We start from the raw sequence: 18,652 nt of genomic DNA on the forward strand, positions 1-18,652 counted from the left end.
GAAAAGAGAGGATTTTGTTTATGGCAAATACACATGTTTACACTCGCCGTGAGGAAGTGGCTAATGCAATCACCCATGGGATTGGAACGGTCCTTAGTATTGCGGCGCTCGTCCTGCTAATTGTCTTTTCAAGTATTAAAGGTACGCCATGGCATGTTGTGAGCTTTACGATCTATGGTGTTACCATGCTTTTGTTATATTTAAACTCAACGCTTGTACACAGCTTAAAAGAGGGCAAAACCAAAGATTTATTTGAGTTTTTTGATCATTCATCAATTTATCTTTATATAGCTGGGTCGTATACTCCGTTTATGTTAGTTGCGATTCGTGGTTCTTTAGGTTGGACGTTGTTTGGGATTGTGTGGGGGTTTGCAATTTTAGGATGTTTGTTCAAAGCATTCTTCGTCAAAAAATTTCTGTTTATGTCCACCATTTTTTATATCATTATGGGTTGGATGATCGTCATCGCTTGGGTACCTCTTACTGCTGCTGTTCCTACAGGCGGAATGGCACTGCTGGCTCTGGGGGGAATCATGTATACGCTCGGGACTGTGTTTTACGTGTGGAGAGGGTTTCCATTTCACCATGCCGTCTGGCATTTGTTTGTATTAGCAGGAAGTGTACTACATTTTCTAGCCGTATTCTTATACCTTTTACCTAATCAATAAAGGGTTACTAAGGCATATACATTCTTGTTTAATGTGAAGTTTAGATCATACCCATGCAGTTTGAAAGATGACAAGGATAATCACTTGACATCTTTCTTTCTTTTATGTATGATTAGTGACGTTGAAGATCTGTAAAGTGTTTTTCCTTGACGAAGGGAGTGCCCCTATGATGAGTCAAGATGATCGGCTCGAGAAGACAAACCGAATTAATCAGTTGTTTGATTTCTATGAACACCTACTTACAGATAAACAACAGATGTTTCTGAAATATTATTTCCATGATGATTTTTCCCTTGGGGAAATTGCAGCTGAGTTCAATATTAGTCGGCAAGCAATCTATGAACACATTAAACGTGCGGAACATGTTCTTGAGATGTATGAAGAGAAATTAAGTCTTCTACAGAAATATGAACGCCGCAATCAAGAGCTGGATAAGCTTCGCGAGATACTTAAAGATTGTGATCTTAACCAGGAACACACATTAAAGATAACTCAGATTTTAGATCAATTACAGATCTATGAATAAAGCGTAAGGGAGGTGGCAGCGAATGGCATTTGAAGGATTAACCAATCGATTACAGAACGTGTTCAGTAAACTTCGCGGCAAAGGTAAAGTGTCAGAGGATGATGTGAACGAGGCGATGCGTGAAGTACGCCTTGCTCTTTTGGAAGCGGACGTTAATTTCAAAGTGGTGAAAGAATTCGTTGCCAAGGTCAAAGAGAAGTCCATTGGTAAAGAAGTGATGGACAGCTTCACACCGGGCATGGTCATTATCGATATCGTGAATAAGGAAATGACCGAACTTATGGGTGGCACTCAGGCCAAGCTTGCTAAGTCTAATAAGCCACCAACGGTTATTATGATGGTCGGTCTCCAAGGTGCGGGTAAGACAACTACTTCAGGTAAGTTGGCTAAGCTCCTTCAGAAACAGAATTCTCGTCCATTGCTCGTTGCAGGTGATATTTATCGTCCTGCTGCTATCAAACAGTTAGAAGTTCTAGGTTCACAGATTAATGTTCCTGTTTTTTCATTAGGTGATCAAGTGAGTCCTGTTGAAATTGCTAAGCAAGGCTTGAAATTTGCTGAGGATAACGGACATGACTATGTGATTATGGATACGGCTGGACGGTTACACATTGATGAAGAGTTGATGGAAGAATTACGTCTGATTCATGTAGCCATTAGTCCTGATGAAGTACTGCTTGTTGTAGATGCAATGACAGGGCAAGATGCTGTGAATGTAGCTGAGAATTTCAATACACAATTAGCGCTTACAGGTGTTGTTCTTACTAAGCTTGATGGAGATACACGTGGGGGTGCCGCACTTTCTGTCAAAGCTGTTACGGGTTGTCCTATTAAATTCGCAGCAACGGGTGAGAAAATCGATGCTTTAGAACCCTTCTATCCAGATCGGATGTCTTCTCGGATATTAGGTATGGGCGATATGCTCTCGCTAATTGAGAAAGCTCAATCTAATATCGATGTTGAGAAAGCAAAGGAAATGGAACGTAAAATGCGTAATGCAGAATTTACGTTTGATGATTTCCTAGAGCAAATGGATCAAGTGAAGAAGCTTGGACCATTAGATCAAATTATGGATATGATCCCTGGTATGGGGAAAATGAAACAAGCTAAAGATATTAAAGTTGATGATAAGCAGATGGGTCGAATTGAAGCTATTGTCTTCTCAATGACGAAGCAAGAAAAACAGAACCCCAATATGATTGATCATAATCGTCGTAAACGGATTGCAACAGGTAGTGGTACAAATATTGCTGAAGTGAATCGCCTGATCAAACAGTTCGATGAAATGCGTCGTATGATGAAGCAATTCTCGGATATGATGGGACCTAAAGGCCCCAAAGGAAAAGGAATGAAACAGCTGAAGGGCTTAGCTGGTAAAGGCGGTATGAAGTTTCCGTTCCGTTAAGCATAACTATTTAATTTATTGAAGGAGGTGAATTTCATGGCAGTTCGTATTCGTCTTAAACGCATTGGAGCACATAAAGCGCCATTCTACCGTATCGTGGTATCCGATTCTCGGTCCCCGCGTGATGGTCGTTTTATCGAAGAAATTGGTTACTACAATCCGATCGAACAACCGGCAGTAGTTAAAATCGATGAAGATAAAGCATTGACTTGGCTTCAAAACGGTGCGCAAGCATCCGATACAGTTCGTAACTTGCTTAGTAAAGCAGGAGTAATGCAAAAATTCCATGACCTTAAGTTACAGAAATAATAACTGATTGTGAGGGTATCTATGGAAGAATTAGTTAGTGTTATTGCTAAGGCTTTGGTGGATCATCCTGAAGATGTGACCGTCAAGACGGTGGAGAAGGATCATCTTGTTGTCTATGAATTGTCTGTTCATCCTGATGACGTAGGCAAAGTCATAGGGAAGCAGGGTAGGATTGCTAAGGCACTGCGCACGGTCGTCACATCTGCAGCAGTTAAAATGGAAAAACGTATAACCGTGGATATTATATCTTAAGATATACAAAAGTGGGTTAGGATGCATGTCCTAACCCTTTTTCGTACATGCTGAAGATGATACAATAGGTTTAGAGTGCAATATTTGCGCTTTGTCTTTCATTATAGAGACCTCATTTATGGGTCCAGTTAAATATTGGGTATAGACTTTGAAGTATAGTCTCCACTTGGTGGAGTTATTTTAGGAGGGTCATATGTCAGAGGAATTATTAACGGTTGGCAAACTTGTCAACACTCACGGAATTAAAGGCGAAATCAAGGTATTATCCCATACAGATTTTCCTGAGCAACGCTTTGCTAAAGGGAAACGATTGTTGCTTATTCCGACGGTAGGTAACTCTTTTTGGATTACCATCGATTCTGTACGTGTTCATAAGGAAATGTACATTCTGAAAGTAGAAGGATTCAACAACATTAATGAAGTAGAGAAATACAAGGGTAGTGTTCTTAAGGTATCCAAAGATGATGTAGTGGAATTACCAGAGAATGAGTACTATTTCCACGAGATTATTGGCTGTACCGTATATACAGATGAGGACCAAGATAAGCCGCTGGGTGTGATTAAGGAAATCCTTACACCAGGTGCAAATGATGTATGGGTCATTAAGACATCAACAGGTTCTGATATTCTGATTCCTGTTATTGATGAAGTTGTACTGGATGTTGATGTGAAGAATCAAAAGGTTAAGGTTCACCTCATGGAAGGATTGTTGTAATCATGAAGGTAGATGTCTTGACCTTGTTTCCTGAAATGTTCACAGGTGTGTTCGGCAGTAGTATTTTAGGTAAAGCGAATGATAAGGGGATCGTGTCGTTGAATGCGATTAACTTCCGAGACTATTCGCTTAGTAAGCATCATACAGTAGATGATACGCCTTATGGCGGAGGCGGAGGCATGGTGCTGAAGCCCGAGCCTATTTTTGCTGCGGTTGAAGACCTGCTCACGAACAGCCTGAAACGTCCAAGAGTCATTTTGATGTGCCCGCAGGGAGAAACGTTCACCCAGCAAAAGGCGGAAGAATTATCACAGGAGGAACATCTGATCTTTGTGTGTGGTCATTACGAAGGGTACGATGAACGTATACGGGAGCATCTGGTGACAGATGAGTTATCCATTGGAGATTATGTGCTTACAGGTGGTGAACTTCCTGCCATGACCGTTATTGATTCCGTGGTGAGACTTCTACCTGGTGTACTGGGAAATGAGACGTCAGCGATGACTGATTCCTTCAGTACAGGATTACTTGAATATCCGCATTATACACGCCCCGCAGAGTTTCGTGGGTGGAAAGTGCCTGATATGTTATTAAGTGGGCATCATGCTAATATAGAAGTATGGCGTAGAGAACAGGCTTTGAAGCGGACTTTTACACGTCGCCCCGATCTACTTAAGAAGTTGACACTTAGTAAACAAGATCATAAATATCTCGAGCAACTAGCAAAAGAATCTGAGTGAGTAAAAGATTCTTCATCATAAGAGGAGGATAACAATGGATTATCAAACTTATTTTCACGACTTAAGAGAGCAACATCTAGAGGAACTTAAACAATGGTTATCGATTCCAAGTATCTCCGCATTGTCTGAACACAAACCTGATATGATTCGGGCGGCTGACTGGTTGGCGGATGCACTAACTCAAGCAGGTCTCGAGAATGTGGTTATTCATCAAACAGAAGGTCATCCGATTGTATATGCGGATCATTTACATGCCCCGGGCAAACCTACGGTATTAGTCTATGGACATTATGACGTACAACCTGTGGATCCACTGCACTTGTGGGAGACGCCTCCGTTTGAACCTACGATCCGTGGAGATAAAATCTATGCTCGCGGAGCAACGGATGATAAGGGTCAAGTTTTTCTACATATTAAAGCGGTGGAAGCGATCCTTAAACAAGAGAAAGAGCTTCCTGTTAATATTAAGTTCTGTATCGAAGGGGAGGAAGAAGTAACCAGTCCGAACTTGCCTTCATTCTTAGAATCACGCCGTGAGGAAATGGCAGCAGATGTGGTGTTGATCTCTGATACGTCGTTACTTGAAAAAGGTAAACCTGCCATTTGTGTGGGATTACGTGGACTTTGTTCTCTAGATGTTCAGATCACGACAGCCAATACGGATCTTCATTCGGGTTCCTTTGGCGGGGGCGTTCCTAATGCATTACATGCGATTGTTTCCCTGCTGTCTACTCTTCACGATGATCAAGGTCGAGTGAGTGTAGAAGGATTCTATGAGGATGTGCCTGCACTTTCCCCTGAAATGAAAGCTGAGTTTGTGAAACAAGCGATAGATGAAAATAAACTTCAGCAGGATTTGGGTCTTGATGCTCTCTATGGCGAAGAAGGTTATTCTTTTGTTGAAAGAACGGGAGCTCGTCCAACACTTGAATTAAACGGGGTGTATGGTGGTTTTCAAGGAGAAGGATCGAAAACGGTTGTTCCCAAAGAGGCACATGCCAAGATTACTTGTCGTCTTGTAGGATATCAGAAGCCGCAAGATATTCTGGATAAAATTGAACGTCATATTCTTGCCAATGTTCCAGTAGGGGCTAAGGTATCGGTTACACAACGTGAAAAAGGTAATCCGTTCACGATTGATCCATCTACACCGATGTTGCAGACGGCTGCAAATGCCTTCAATCAGGTATACGGGGTTCGTCCTGTGTTTACTAAAGATGGGGGATCTATCCCTATTGTTGAGACCTTTGGACGCTTGTTAAATGTTCCAGTTGTATTAATGGGGTTCGGACTGCCGGATGAGAATCTACACGCACCGAATGAGCATTTCAATCTGGATAACTTCGATAAAGGACTTCTTACGATTGTGGAGTTTTTGAAACAAGTCTAAGTGATAAGTGCGGTATAGGTATGGCTTATATGATAGTCAGCCGGTACGACGAACGCGGGAGTTGCACAGGTAGTATATGAACATAAGAGCCACGGGAGTCAGATGTGATATTCACATCTGACTCCCGTGGCTTTCTATAGTGTTAAGATATGATTCTCAGGAGGACTTGTTATTGTCATCTGGGATTTTAACGATAGACGTGAAGATATCGTACCGTTCTTGTGCTTCACTCTTCTTGTTCTGATACTTGGTATGAAATTCGTTAATCCATTCAAGAAATTCATCGGCTTGCTCAGCCGTTAAGTAGACTTCGGAATTCGCTAATTGTCCATAAGGTTTATCGACATTACTCAAGCTAAGAAACTTATTTTTACTTTTGGTATAGATATCTTCAAGTAACTGTTGAGCCTCTGATATAAATACATGCTGCACAGCTTGATCAATTTCACTACGTTTAATGCTAATATTACCTTGAAAAGGTAGATAATATTTAGCTGTAATACCGTTGATTTGTCTGGTATGGTCAAGTGTAAGCAGGCCAATGCTTATTAGTTTTTTGGCATGGTAGTATACTTTAGCCGGGACTTCTCCCATGAGATCAGCAATTTCCTTGACTGTCGCGGGTCTGTCTATTTTCTGAAATTCATTCATGATATTCAACCTGTAAGGGTCCGAATATATTCTGATCTCCTCAAGGGTTTTTAGTGTTATTGTGTTCAACCACGTGCACCTCAGTCATAAGATCCTGTATTTATGCATACTCTGCACGTATTCATTATAATCTGCGGATGGATAAAGCACAAAGAGTTAATCCTATCAAATGTTCATGAAATCCTTCTGTCTCACTAAATAAATAGCTGGAATCATAAGGATACTTCCTAAAACGAAATATAGCATATGCACAGGTATGTATTCTGCAATAATTCCTGCTAAGAGACTTCCTACAGGAATAGCACAGGTGCAGACCATATTGAATAGCGACCCTACTCTGCCAAGCATTTCTTTCGGTGTAACTTCCAACAAATAAGTGGCTGTTGGTGTGCTTACGAGGGGGACAGCGATGCCCATGCCGAAGCTGAAGATCGCAGCCGAGTAAAGGGGATAGATAGGGAAGGTAACCGGAATAAATAATAGGGCGTAATTGACGCCTAGAATAATGAACCCACACACAATTAGACTACTCTTCTTAAAGGATGAACCTTTGATACTAAGCCATAGTCCACTAACAATCATCCCTGTGATCAGAGAAACACCTAATATAGATAGTCCAATAGGTCCTGCGTGAAGTAATTCCTTCACATATACGGTGTTCAGGACATTAAACGGGGTAAGGCACAAGTTAACAAAGGTAGCTACACACATAATGATAAGTAAAAGTTTATGAGCTGTAATGAATTTGAATCCGATTTTGAATTCCTCGAAATAGGTTGTTGGTTGTGTGCTCAATGTGTTCGACTGAGAAGTGGGGTCGGCGGGTACTGCGACACAACTGATAAGTAATGCCGAAATAATGAAGGTTAATCCATCTATGATAAGGGCCCCAGATACACCAACGAATCCGATAAGAGCACCAGCGGCAGCAAGTCCGGCTAATTCGGCAATCCGCGCAGAAGTGGAAGAAAATGAGTTTCCCCTGAGTAGATGATGTTTAGGTAGAATGCGAGGGACTAGAGACATTTCTGCAGGAGTAGCAAAACATTCGAATGTTGAATTGATAAAGGTGAACATAAATAAATGCCAAGGTTGTAGAATACCTTGCCAATATAGCAAGCCTGTAATGATTACTACAAAACCTCTACTTGCATCGGCGATCATGACAATCAACTTTGGATTCCAACGATCTACGAGTACACCTGTAAAAAGGCTGAATAGTATTCCAGGTACAAAATTAATGGCAAATAATGTACCCATGAGAACCTTGGATCCAGTGAGCAAATAGACCATCCAACTATAGGCAATAGAATCAATGGAATCACCAAAGCGCGAAATGATCTTGGCAGCAAGAAGGTACATAAAAGGTGTGTTCTTTTTTAAATCGCGTAACCCTGTTTGCTGGGCTAAAGAAACGTCTGGCATGGGATCACTCCTATAAAATTTAGTTAACGTTAAAATTATTTTATCGTTATGTTTATTTTAATGACAATCAAATTATTGTCAATACTTTTTGTTGTTTCTTTCAAATGTCATTCTATTAGGTAGGGTAAGAATAATTCTTGCATGAGGTGAGAAACTTATGTTATAATTACTCCTGTTGTGTATGACTACGGTGGTCCTCTGTTAATAATGAAAGAGAATTAATTTCTCTGGAAGAGGCAAGAACACCTGTATGGAAGGAGGGAATTCTAATATGAATATCCTACAAGCGATTACTCAAGAACAACTTCGCACTGATTTGCCAAACTTTCGCCCTGGAGATACTTTGAAAGTACATGTAAAAGTTATCGAGGGATCTCGTGAGCGTGTCCAATTATTCGAAGGTGTTGTAATTCAACGTCGTGGTGGCGGAATCGGTGAAACTTTTACAGTACGTAAAGTTTCTTACGGTGTTGGTGTGGAAAGAACTTTCCCACTTAACTCGCCTAAACTCGAGAAAATTGAAGTGGCTCGTCGCGGTAAAGTACGTCGCGCTAAACTCTTCTATCTTCGCGAACTACGCGGTAAAGCAGCGAGAATTAAAGAAATTCGCCGTTAAAAAGCGAACAACCTTAAGGGGCTTGATTTCAAGTCCCTTTCGTTTTAGGATAATAAGGGCATACAATGATTTATGCCCCTCATTTATTTGAATTTTCAGCTCCGATGAGGAGCTTTTCTTTTCGGTATAGCCCCTATACCTTGTCGTAATAATGAGGATCAGGAGAGGGTGGTGCACGCAATGCAACAGGATATTGAAATTCAACAAACACAAGATGATATAAAAGATCATGAGGATAAGGATAAACCAACCAAAAAAAGGAATAATGAAGTCATAGAGTGGCTCAAGGCTATTATCATCGCGGTGGTATTAGTTGTTCTCATCCGTTGGTTGCTTTTTAAACCATTTATTGTGGATGGTCCTTCCATGCAACCTAATTTTCATACGGGTGAACGTGTGATTGTGAATGAGATTCTATATGACATTCGTGAACCTAAACATGGGGAAGTGATTGTTTTTCATGTTCCTTCGGAAGGCAGAGATTTCATTAAGAGAGTAATTGCGGTTGCTGGGGATACAGTTAAGGTGGAAGGCGATACGGTACTTGTGAATGGTGTACCTGTTAATGAAACCTACATACAAGGTGCGATTGATGAAGCCCATCAGCAGAATAAATTATATAATGATAAGGATTTCCCGAATGATGAAATTCCAGAGAATATAGTGCCCGAGGGCTACGTATTTGCTATGGGGGATAATCGTTCAGATAGTAAAGATAGTCGAATGATTGGATACGTTCCTCTAAGTGATATTGTAGGCCGAGCAGATGTTATTTTCTGGCCAGTAAAAGATATCGAATGGATAAACCATTAACACCTGTGGAAACATAGGCTAGTTGTGGCTAAGAATATGAGGTGAAGACGGTGACGACGATTCAGTGGTTTCCAGGTCATATGACCAGAGCACGCCGCCAGATTCAAGATAAATTAAAGCTAATTGATTGTGTTATAGAGCTTATCGATGCACGTCTTCCACTATCGAGTCGTAATCCGATGATTGATGAGATTCTCTTGGGTAAGCCAAGACTTATTATCATGAATAAAGCGGATTTAGCCGATTTAGAAGTTACGAGAAAGTGGCTAGATTATTTCAAAAAGCAAGGACATGTAGCGTTTCCTGTCGATGCTTCTACGGGAACTGGCGTGAAAGAGATTCCGGCTCAACTTAAATTGTTGATGAAAGCAAAAATAGATAAACAAATTTCTAAAGGTATGAATCCAAGATCTATTCGTGCGCTTATCGTAGGGATACCGAATGTGGGTAAATCGACGTTGATCAACAAGCTCGCGGGTCGGAGTATTGCCATTACTGGTGACCGTCCAGGCGTAACGAAAGGTCAACAATGGATCAAAGTAGGCAAAGAAATGGAGTTGTTAGATACTCCTGGGATATTGTGGCCGAAATTTGAGGATATGAATGTAGGATATCGTCTAGCGGTTACAGGTGCCATTAAAGAAGAAATTATGAATTTGGAAGACATAGCTTTCTTTGCTGTCAAATATCTCTCTAAATATTATTGGGAACCGATGAAAGAGCGGTTCGGTCTTCAGAACGAAACTCCGATTGATCCAGAGAGTTCCGATGAGATTATCAAGGTATTAGAAGATATAGGGCGCAAACGTGGCTGTTTAATGAGTGGTGGCAGAGTCGATATCGAGAAGGCTTCGCGTATCTTACTTCATGATTTACGTGCAGGAAAAATGGGCAGATTCTCTATGGAAGAACCCTTTTGATCAAAGTTATGAAGCCACCGTTGATTCGGTGGTTTTTTTGTTATAGAAAAGATTGAATTTCGCTTGCAGAAGAGAGGCTTGTTAAGGATGTGCAGGTACTTCTTGATATGGTAAGCTAGATGTTAATAGAGTTTAAGAGGTTACACTTTAGTGCTGAAAAGCCGACTTTTTGAACACGCACTTTGAGCGGCTTCTAGACTAATATCAAAGGTAGTAGATTATAGAAATGGTTACAACAATGATTGTGGACTTATGGAGGGATAATCGTGCGCAAGATAGTAGAGAAGGAAAGTGAAAGTATTGTTATTGATATGTTACAACATGAGAAAAAATGTATGGAACAGTCTTATCGACACGTTGCAGGTATAGATGAGGTGGGAAGAGGTTGTCTCTTTGGTGATGTGATTGCAGCTGCGGTCATTCTTCCCGAAGGGTTATTGATTGAAGGTGTGGATGACTCGAAGAAGTTAAATGAGAAGAAACGTGAGTATCTTTATGATGTCATCAAGGAGAATGCTTTGGCCGTGGGAGTGGGTTACGCGGATGCCGCCACTATTGATCTTATTAATATTAAACAGGCATCACGTCTAGCCATGAAGAGAGCACTTGAGAGTTTGTCGCTAGTACCCGATTATTTATTAGTTGATGCGGAGAAGGTAGATGTGGATATCCCACAACTTTCTATCATTAAGGGTGATGCTAATAGTCAATCCATAGCAGCCGCATCTATCATCGCGAAAGTAACACGGGATCGTCTGTGTCAAGGGACATGGGAAGCGATGTTTCCTGAGTATGGTATTGCGGTACATAAAGGGTATGCAACTAAATTTCATCGTCAGCAAATTATGGAGCTTGGACCTACGAAGATGCATCGACGAAGTTTCCTGAAAAATTTAGAAGTAGAGCAACAAACGTTATTTTGAATAAAGAAACTTAAGCTAAGTCTGTTTAGCACCGATATAGAGAGAAAGAAGCGATAGGGAACGGAGGACGTATTGTGAACATCGGATCAATGATGCGCGGGCTGCTTGGAGATAGTAAGGTCGGAGATGTTAAACAATTAGAAATGAAGACGGGACAAGTGGTTAGAGGTGTTGTTCTCAGTGTCTCTGAGGATGGGCAGGATGCTGTCTTACAGATCCAAGGAGTCAAGGTTCAAGCTAAGCTGGAAACGCCTTTACAGCAAGGACAGGCTACCTTGTTGCAGGTGCAGCCACCGGGAGAGGATGGCATGGTGGTTATGAAGCCATTAAGCCAATCGCCATATACGGCAATTCCTGCTAGTTCTATAGGTGATGTACTCAAGTCTGTTGGATTATCAGATACAAAGGCTAATCGCGAAATGATACAGACCCTTCAGGCTAGCGGTGTGCCTATAACCAAGGAGAATGCAGTTCTGTTTAGCGGTGTGTTAATGGCGAAGCCCGTAGCTGTTCCTGTTGAGCAATGGATTCAATCTGCGGCGATTGCGTTCCAGCGGGGGTTACCTATGACGGGTGAAAGTGTAAAAGGATTGCAACAAGCTGTATTTGGCCCTCCTTTGCATCAATTGCTTTCGGGTCTTGGAGAGCAGCTTGCTGCGCTAGTATCCAATTCGCAAGGGATAACTAATGGTATGAATGCTGATTTGGCTACCGTTGCTGCTGCGAAGTCACAGACCGGTGTAGCAGCCCAAGTCGTTGCCGAATCGACATCTGCTGCCGTTAGCAAAGAGGGAGCTACGGTTGCGGCGCCGGTGAGTAGCGCCGCAAGTTCCACGCTGCAGCCGCTGTTAGCGAAGCTGCAGGATGTGCTGCAACAGCTGCGTGGCACACAGCAGCTGAGTGCAACAGCCCCGGCGGCGGAAGCCGCGCCAGGGCAGGGGTCCACCCCCGCCGCGGCTGCGCCCAGCGGCGGCAGTTCGCCCGGCGCTGCGCAGCAGCCGGGCACGGCAGCCGGCGTGGTGGCTACGCCGCCGGCAAGTGCAAGTGCTGCCGCTCCCTCCGGGATAGCGGCAGGCACAGTGCCGCCGACTACGACTACGGCGGCACCTCTTGGCGAAGGCGCTGCGCCTTCGCCTGCATCCGCCCCAAGCACCCACGAAGATACACCGTGGGTGGGGCGGATGCTGAAGCTGCTCGGTGCGGAGCACGAGCAGCAGGCTGTCCGCGGCGGCGCGAGCATGCCGCCGCAAGCCCCAGCTGCCGCGGCGGGGAACGCGCGGCCAGGTAGCGTAGCTGTGGGGCTTGCATCAACGCCGGAAACGGCGCCAACGCAAGCGCAGCCAGCGACAAGCAGTGCACAGGCGTCAGGTGCAGGTACTACACCAGCATCTGTGCCAGCTCAACCAACGACAGCTTCGCCGTCGCAAGCATCGGTAACAGGCAATACAACCGCATCTGTTCCAGTGAGCGGGAATGCAGCCGTGCCCGCATCAGCTCAAGCAATCCCAGCTACGCAACCTCAAGGAAATCAGGCACTGACTACGGAAGCAGGAATAGCTGGAGCTACACCGACAAATCCTGCACAGGAAGCGATAAATCGTGTGATTACGCCCTTGTCTTCGCAAGGAAATCCAACATTGGGATCTGAAGCGATGGTGCGACCTAATGTGGAGGCATCGAGCTTAAATCAGGATACGTTAAAAGGGCTTTTATTACATGTGCTGGAAAGAAATGATGTTCCGGTAGCTCTAAAAGAAGCTGCACAGCAGCTAATACAGCATATGACAGGTCAGCAGTTGCTACTGAATACCGATCGAACGGCCCCCTTTGCGCAAGTGACGATGTTTATACCTTTTACTGGAGAGGATGGTCAGGAGACGGCTTCTGTTCATATTCAGTCTAGACGAGGCAAAAAAGGCGAACTAGATGCATCCAACTGCCATCTATGGTTCGATTTAGATATGAAAAATTTAGGCACAACACTTATTGATGTACAGGTAGTTGATAAAATAGTCAGCCTAAAAGTACACAACGACAACACTTGGATAACTTCCTTAATTGAGGATCGAAGAGAAGAAATTTCAGAAGCGATTGAATCGGTTGGATATCAGCTATTAAGTCTTAAATCCGAACCTCTCCCTGTACCAACTATCGAACAAATAGATGGTAAACAGAGTAGTGTAACAACTGAATTTACTCCTCCAACATATAAAGGAGTGGACATAAAGATATGAGTGAAAAGGCGCAGGAAGAGCCGAAGATATCTATGAAAAAGGCAGTAGCATTAAAGTATACCCCAGGCGAATCGGAGGCGCCGATTGTGGTGGCTAAAGGTCGAGGGAAATTGGCAGATACGATTCTTGAAAGGGCAAAGGAACATGGCGTCCCCGTACAAGAAGATGCTGCTTTAGTTGAAGTTCTTTCGCAGCTGGATTTGGATCAGCAAATACCGGCCGAGCTGTACCAGCTAGTGGCTGAAGTACTATCGTATATTTACCGTGCAGATAGTTTGGCTAGGGAAGGAAGATTCTAGCTCATGGATGAACAAGATCATACAAATACTCGCAAGCAAAAAGGAGCCGCGGCTGAAGAAGCGGCTGCACGCCATTTAATCGTCGAAGGATATCACATTCTAGACCGCAATTGGCGTTGTCGTAGTGGTGAGCTGGATATAGTAGCTTGTAAAAACAATGTGATTGTTATAGTGGAAGTTCGCAGTCGGACGGGGGATAATACACAGTTTGGTACACCAGCAGAGTCTGTGAATGCTCGTAAAATAAACCAAGTTCGTAAAACGGCAGAAGTCTATTTGTACTATAAACAAGTCGAAACACAGGATATTCGTTTCGATGTTATGGCAGTAAATTTGAATAAAGATATGACGGTACTGAAGCTGGAGCATATCCTTCATGCATTTTAAAAGGGCGATTATTTACTTACATAAGATGCCAGATTAAAGCTGGTGATATCGATGTCATTTTGCGGAGAATGTCATGACTTACAGTGTGTTTAACCCTAGATGACACCAACATGAACGGTGCGCATAGTCTGACTGCTAACACGGTAAATAGACCTCTGTTTCGTTCGTTAGTAAAGTTAGGATTACAGTTTCATCCCTTTCCTTCATATTTATTAAATTAATCTTCTATAAAAACTGAATCTGGAGAGGTCCTATTCGTATAAAGGACCTCTCCAGATTCAGTTTTTTGCCTTCTTGTAATGTTATCTAATCCTGTTCAATCGTTTATTTTAAATTTCAGATGGTTAATAAGGAATTACAATTGAAGGAGGTTATGAACAAATGACTCAATTAATCATAGGCGTATTTACGACGAAACAGGATGTTTCTCTAGCCATTCAGAATCTTAAGGAATGGGGAATTGATGAAAAACGAGATATTTCTGTTCTTTCTCAAGACATAAGAGAACTTAACGTGGTTAGCGAAGACGTAGGTACAAAGGAGCCACAAGCTGGGTTAGGCAACAGTGGCTTATTATCAGGAGTAAAGGACCTCGCCTCTGACTTAGATATTGTGCCCCATGAAATCGCAGTGAGCGGACCTGCAGCTTCGAAGTTAGCGGGAGCTAGTATGGGTGCAGATACAGATGATTTCGTAGTAAGACTTATGGATATCGGCATTCCTAACAAGGATGCACAGAAATATGAAGATTGTCTTCTGCAAGGAAATATTATACTGCTTATTACTGGCGATTCTGTGATAACGGAAGAGGTTGAGTCGATTCTAATATCCCATCATTCCCTGCCTATATAAAGAATAAGAAGGGCTATTTACATTGACCTTTCCTCCATATTAAGCTGTTGTCTGTCTAGATTACGATACTGTATGGCTTCTGCAACATGATAGGCTTCAATATTAGCCTTGCCTTCAAGATCTGCAATGGTGCGTGATAGTTTAATGATTCGATCATATGCACGCATACTGAGGCCTAAGGCTTCAAGAGTCTGCTGAAGCATGTCAGCTGTGTCTGTTCGAAGTGAGGCCTGCTCACGTAATTGACTACCCGATAACTCGCTATTCCATGAGAAAGGGAACCCTTTGTACCTCGAGAGCTGAATAGCATGTGCTGCCACGACCTGATCTTTCATTTCTTGTGAGGAAAGGCCAAATTTCTCGCGGCTCCATTCTTTGGGTCTTGGAACATCCACTTGGAGATCTATTCGATCGAGGAGGGGACCGGATATTTTGGAACGATACTGCGTTATGCGTGCTTCACTACAAGTACATCGATGTTCCGGATGATCGCTTCCAAGATAGCCGCATGGACAAGGATTCATTGACGCAGCCAGCATGAAATGAACAGGAAATGTGATGACAGCCTTCGCTCTGCTAATCGTTACAGATCGTTCTTCTAAAGGCTGACGTAATACTTCAAGTACATGGCGTGAAAATTCAGGTAATTCATCTAGAAAAAGAATGCCGCGGTGAGCAAGACTAACTTCACCTGGCTTGGGGATGCTTCCGTCACCAGGTGTTATGATATAGGTGGTGGCTTTATTTACTACAGTAATCAGTATTTATCTTTTTCATATCTCCTGTTTATCTCTCTAAATATAACATGAAGCTGGTTCACAGCATTGGTTATCTCCTGTATTATATCCTCATAAATCTCTTGTTTTAGTTTGATTTCTTTATGCTCATATATTTTATCTTCATAAGGGAAAGCTGCAGAAACAAACTCTCCAATATCTGTAGTTTGGTTATCGTAAAAATCAGGTATTTCAATGATTAATGGTTCCTTGTAATTGTCGAGGAAATCTCCATATAACTGTATGTTCTCATAATAATCCACAATCATATTGTCAATATTAGTTAGCTCATCGAGATGGTGATCCATGAATTTATATGGATTAGGATATTCATAATGGAATCTCCCTTCTTCGGGGTTTTCATAAGTTTCAAATCCTTTATTTCCATAACAATGTCTAAGTGCATGTTCAAAATTATTTAGAATAATGTTTTTAGCAATTGGGTAGTGCTTTATCTTATTAAATTCTTCGACTAAACCTGTTACTCTCTTCAAGTTCTCTTTTAATTTTTTTGGTAAGAAGACATAAGGACTTTCTAATAGTTGATCAATGACTGGAAACTCAAACTTTTTATTCAAACTGCTCCAATTAGACTTTTTTGTATTTTGGTTTAATAATTGATTTAGTTCATTTGTAATAGGAATATAAATTTCCTTTTTTCTTTCTAATGCAGACTTCTGTTTTGAGTTATATGTATTCACATTAAGAGTTACGAATACCGTTAGCAGACCCCCTAAAACAGTACTTATCAATGTTTTGAATAAATCGGATTGGGACTGTTCGGGCAGTTGGAAATAAAGATATACGAAAATACCTAGAACAATAGGAAGCAAATACAAGATATATCTAAGTGATTTTAACATTAACAACACCTCATAATGATCTAATTTTATCACAGGTATACATTCTGCAGAAATCGACAAAATCCCTTCTTTAAAGGGTTCTCTAAGTATATTATCGAAGTTCTTAATGTAACGGTACAAATGTATATAAGAAACAGGTTAGACCGACCAACGCACCCATTCGGATGAACACCTAAGGGGCTAATATTATAAACCCGCAGTCAGATCAATTATATGGAATATTAGAAGGTGATCTGAGCTTGTTCCTATTGCGGGAGACTCCAATTATTATTCGATGGGAAGCATATAGTGGGATTAAAAATGAGGCATATTGGTATTGGTCAGCAAATGAATCAAGGGGAGAAAAGTTATCTGCGATACTGTCCGATGCTATCCGGAAAGAATCCGGGAAGCAAAAGGAGCATTTGCCCCAATTTTGTACACGACCTGTCCATTTGCGAGTAACATCCATCGTGGCCAAGCAGAGCATTTTGAGTAAGGAATCATCCGTGGGGAAGCAAATAAATACGGCGGCGTACTTCTTAACAGTAACATTAAAATGAAGACATAAAAGTAACAGCATACTAAATAATGGAGTTCAATGAGGGGTGAATCAATGAGAGTATTCACAAGATTTGGAATTGAAAGAACTAATTCAGAAGGAGTTATAATTTCAACAAGTTACAATTTAAAAAAAGCAGAAGATTTTTATTATGTTCTTGTTGGCTTAGAACTATTAGATTTAAAAAGTTTTTTGAGTGATATGGAAATTAATATTCAAAATCAAAAAGAGTATATGCTTAAACATGATTCAAATGCATTTGAGTTTCTGAGTTCAAACGATTTTAACTATGCACATAGAGTAGATGTTCGTTACCCGTATTTACTAAGAAATTCAGCCTTTATTAGTACTTACAGTTTATTGGAAAGTGCTTTGAATGATATTTGCAATCATTATAAACAAAAAAAATACGTTCATACGGATATTAATAAATTCAGAGGTGCAATTATTGATAAAGCTAAAAAGTTTATAAATATTGATATAGGTATTCCAACAAAACAAATTGAATGGAAAAAAATGGATCATTATAGGCAAATACGTAATTCAATAGTTCATAATAGGGGATATATATTTAGCAGTGATGCTGATACAAGAAAAATCAATTTAGCCATAAACAGACTTAAAGGTAGTGGAATAAGTCTTAGAAATCAAAGTATGCTCGAGCTTGATGAAAATGCATGTATTAATTTTATAATATTGATTGAAACTTTACTTTTAGATATTTGTAAATCACTTACTTATCTTGAATAATAATTCCTTATAATAGAGAAGTACAGAACTTCTCACAAAAGACAAAGCTGCTAAATGCGACATTGAGAAATTAAGAGAAGTAAAGAGAAAGGCAAGATTAGGAGAACTGTAGGACTTTTTATAATTGAATTGTGTAAGTAGATAAAACAATATGAATCATTTGCTAGAGACGGAACTTACTGCTTTTCTAGACTATGAAAAATATGATCGTATTGGCGTAAATTCAGGCAACTCTCGTAACCCCCCTGTGTCATAATAGTTGTCGTACCCCTCAATAGAATGTAATGTAGTTGAAAAGAGAGAATGAGGTGGAACGGCAATGGCTAGATATAGTAACGAACTTAAACAACAGATTATGCTAAGGATGATGCCTCCGAACAATGAAACGGTAGGTCAGATTGCTAGAGACAGTGGACTATCAGAAGGCACTCTATATAAGTGGCAAAAGGAAGCCCGAGCCAACGGATTTGTTATACCTGGTGGTGAAAAGGAGTCAGAGAAGTGGAGTACCCGAGATAAGTTTGCCATTGTGGTAGAGACATCCACGTTAAGTGAGATTGAGTTGTCCGAGTACTGTCGTGCGAAAGGACTGTTTGT

22 protein-coding genes and 1 pseudogene are annotated in these 18,652 nt (G+C 41.4%); 19 read left to right on the forward strand and 4 right to left on the reverse strand.

The genetic code is table 11. The features are described from left to right. Nucleotides 1-20: 20 nt before the first annotated feature. The 8 genes from trhA to J2T13_RS15695 all read left to right on the forward strand — a co-directional run bounded on the left by trhA (nucleotide 21) and on the right by J2T13_RS15695 (nucleotide 6,005). Complete coding sequence (gene trhA, locus J2T13_RS15660) at nucleotides 21-668, forward strand: PAQR family membrane homeostasis protein TrhA (protein ID WP_429372857.1); 648 nt, start codon at nucleotides 21-23, stop codon at nucleotides 666-668. A 169-nt stretch (nucleotides 669-837) separates the two neighbouring features. Beyond that, nucleotides 838-1,194: a putative DNA-binding protein gene (locus J2T13_RS15665; RefSeq protein ID WP_429372909.1), complete on the forward strand. Its 357-nt coding sequence runs from the start codon at nucleotides 838-840 to the stop codon at nucleotides 1,192-1,194. A gap of 22 nt (nucleotides 1,195-1,216) precedes the next feature. Next, on the forward strand, nucleotides 1,217-2,599 hold the full coding sequence (gene ffh, locus J2T13_RS15670; RefSeq protein ID WP_429372859.1) for a signal recognition particle protein: 1,383 nt from the start codon (nucleotides 1,217-1,219) through the stop codon (nucleotides 2,597-2,599). 36 nt (nucleotides 2,600-2,635) lie between these two features. Continuing rightward, on the forward strand, nucleotides 2,636-2,908 hold the full coding sequence (rpsP, locus tag J2T13_RS15675) for a 30S ribosomal protein S16 (RefSeq protein WP_429372861.1): 273 nt from the start codon (nucleotides 2,636-2,638) through the stop codon (nucleotides 2,906-2,908). A gap of 21 nt (nucleotides 2,909-2,929) precedes the next feature. Further along, entirely contained in the window at nucleotides 2,930-3,160 is a 231-nt protein-coding gene (locus J2T13_RS15680; protein ID WP_429372863.1) for a KH domain-containing protein, read from the forward strand. Nucleotides 3,161-3,353: 193 nt separating this feature from the next. Beyond that, the gene (gene rimM, locus J2T13_RS15685; protein ID WP_429372865.1) at nucleotides 3,354-3,875 is read left to right on the forward strand and encodes a ribosome maturation factor RimM; all 522 of its coding nucleotides are present in this window, start codon (nucleotides 3,354-3,356) and stop codon (nucleotides 3,873-3,875) included. A 2-nt stretch (nucleotides 3,876-3,877) separates the two neighbouring features. Then, a complete protein-coding gene (gene trmD / locus J2T13_RS15690) occupies nucleotides 3,878-4,615 on the forward strand; it encodes a tRNA (guanosine(37)-N1)-methyltransferase TrmD (RefSeq protein WP_429372867.1) in 738 nt (245 codons plus the stop codon). 34 nt (nucleotides 4,616-4,649) lie between these two features. Next, the gene (locus tag J2T13_RS15695) at nucleotides 4,650-6,005 is read left to right on the forward strand and encodes a dipeptidase (protein ID WP_429372869.1); all 1,356 of its coding nucleotides are present in this window, start codon (nucleotides 4,650-4,652) and stop codon (nucleotides 6,003-6,005) included. 156 nt (nucleotides 6,006-6,161) lie between these two features. On the opposite strand, the gene J2T13_RS15700 is transcribed toward J2T13_RS15695, so the two are convergent. Further along, nucleotides 6,162-6,725 (reverse strand): helix-turn-helix domain-containing protein, encoded by a 564-nt coding sequence (locus J2T13_RS15700; RefSeq protein WP_429372871.1) that lies wholly within the window; start codon nucleotides 6,723-6,725, stop codon nucleotides 6,162-6,164. A gap of 96 nt (nucleotides 6,726-6,821) precedes the next feature. Beyond that, on the reverse strand, nucleotides 6,822-8,081 hold the full coding sequence (locus tag J2T13_RS15705) for an MFS transporter (protein WP_429372873.1): 1,260 nt from the start codon (nucleotides 8,079-8,081) through the stop codon (nucleotides 6,822-6,824). Between the two features lie 271 nt (nucleotides 8,082-8,352). Between J2T13_RS15705 and rplS the strand changes: the two genes are divergently transcribed. The 8 genes from rplS to J2T13_RS15745 all read left to right on the forward strand — a co-directional run bounded on the left by rplS (nucleotide 8,353) and on the right by J2T13_RS15745 (nucleotide 15,125). Further along, nucleotides 8,353-8,697: a 50S ribosomal protein L19 gene (gene rplS, locus J2T13_RS15710; protein WP_429372875.1), complete on the forward strand. Its 345-nt coding sequence runs from the start codon at nucleotides 8,353-8,355 to the stop codon at nucleotides 8,695-8,697. 192 nt (nucleotides 8,698-8,889) lie between these two features. Next, nucleotides 8,890-9,510: a signal peptidase I gene (gene lepB, locus J2T13_RS15715; protein ID WP_429372911.1), complete on the forward strand. Its 621-nt coding sequence runs from the start codon at nucleotides 8,890-8,892 to the stop codon at nucleotides 9,508-9,510. 50 nt (nucleotides 9,511-9,560) lie between these two features. Next, nucleotides 9,561-10,430, forward strand: coding sequence for a ribosome biogenesis GTPase YlqF (gene ylqF / locus J2T13_RS15720; protein ID WP_429372877.1), 870 nt, complete (start codon nucleotides 9,561-9,563; stop codon nucleotides 10,428-10,430). A 266-nt stretch (nucleotides 10,431-10,696) separates the two neighbouring features. Further along, nucleotides 10,697-11,353, forward strand: coding sequence for a ribonuclease HII (locus J2T13_RS15725; RefSeq protein WP_429372879.1), 657 nt, complete (start codon nucleotides 10,697-10,699; stop codon nucleotides 11,351-11,353). 74 nt (nucleotides 11,354-11,427) lie between these two features. Continuing rightward, nucleotides 11,428-13,587, forward strand: a complete 2,160-nt coding sequence (locus tag J2T13_RS15730; protein WP_429372881.1) for a hypothetical protein — start codon at nucleotides 11,428-11,430, stop codon at nucleotides 13,585-13,587. Beyond that, complete coding sequence (locus J2T13_RS15735) at nucleotides 13,584-13,886, forward strand: EscU/YscU/HrcU family type III secretion system export apparatus switch protein (RefSeq protein WP_429372883.1); 303 nt, start codon at nucleotides 13,584-13,586, stop codon at nucleotides 13,884-13,886. Before J2T13_RS15730 ends, J2T13_RS15735 begins: the two co-directional genes overlap by 4 nt. A 3-nt stretch (nucleotides 13,887-13,889) precedes the next feature. Continuing rightward, nucleotides 13,890-14,273 carry a YraN family protein gene (locus J2T13_RS15740; RefSeq protein ID WP_429372885.1) on the forward strand — a complete coding sequence of 128 codons (384 nt, stop codon included), beginning with the start codon at nucleotides 13,890-13,892 and terminating at the stop codon, nucleotides 14,271-14,273. A gap of 381 nt (nucleotides 14,274-14,654) precedes the next feature. Next, nucleotides 14,655-15,125, forward strand: coding sequence for a hypothetical protein (locus tag J2T13_RS15745; protein ID WP_429372887.1), 471 nt, complete (start codon nucleotides 14,655-14,657; stop codon nucleotides 15,123-15,125). A 17-nt stretch (nucleotides 15,126-15,142) separates the two neighbouring features. Here the strand turns inward: J2T13_RS15745 and J2T13_RS15750 are convergent. Together J2T13_RS15750 and J2T13_RS15755 are read right to left on the reverse strand one after the other, a co-directional pair. After that, nucleotides 15,143-15,841: pseudogene (locus J2T13_RS15750) on the reverse strand (ATP-binding protein); the annotation flags it as partial. Between the two features lie 41 nt (nucleotides 15,842-15,882). After that, entirely contained in the window at nucleotides 15,883-16,797 is a 915-nt protein-coding gene (locus J2T13_RS15755) for a hypothetical protein (RefSeq protein WP_429372889.1), read from the reverse strand. A 206-nt stretch (nucleotides 16,798-17,003) separates the two neighbouring features. Between J2T13_RS15755 and J2T13_RS15760 the strand changes: the two genes are divergently transcribed. The 3 genes from J2T13_RS15760 to J2T13_RS15770 form a co-directional block, all read left to right on the forward strand. Beyond that, nucleotides 17,004-17,306, forward strand: a complete 303-nt coding sequence (locus tag J2T13_RS15760) for a hypothetical protein (protein WP_429372913.1) — start codon at nucleotides 17,004-17,006, stop codon at nucleotides 17,304-17,306. A 53-nt stretch (nucleotides 17,307-17,359) separates the two neighbouring features. Next, the gene (locus J2T13_RS15765; RefSeq protein WP_429372891.1) at nucleotides 17,360-18,055 is read left to right on the forward strand and encodes a hypothetical protein; all 696 of its coding nucleotides are present in this window, start codon (nucleotides 17,360-17,362) and stop codon (nucleotides 18,053-18,055) included. A gap of 319 nt (nucleotides 18,056-18,374) precedes the next feature. After that, nucleotides 18,375-18,652, forward strand: a 278-nt coding sequence (locus J2T13_RS15770) for a transposase (protein ID WP_429372893.1), incomplete at its 3' end; no start/stop codon positions are given.

The sequence above is a fragment of the Paenibacillus sp. DS2015 genome, from assembly GCF_050433705.1.
GTDB lineage: Bacteria > Bacillota > Bacilli > Paenibacillales > Paenibacillaceae > Paenibacillus_AQ.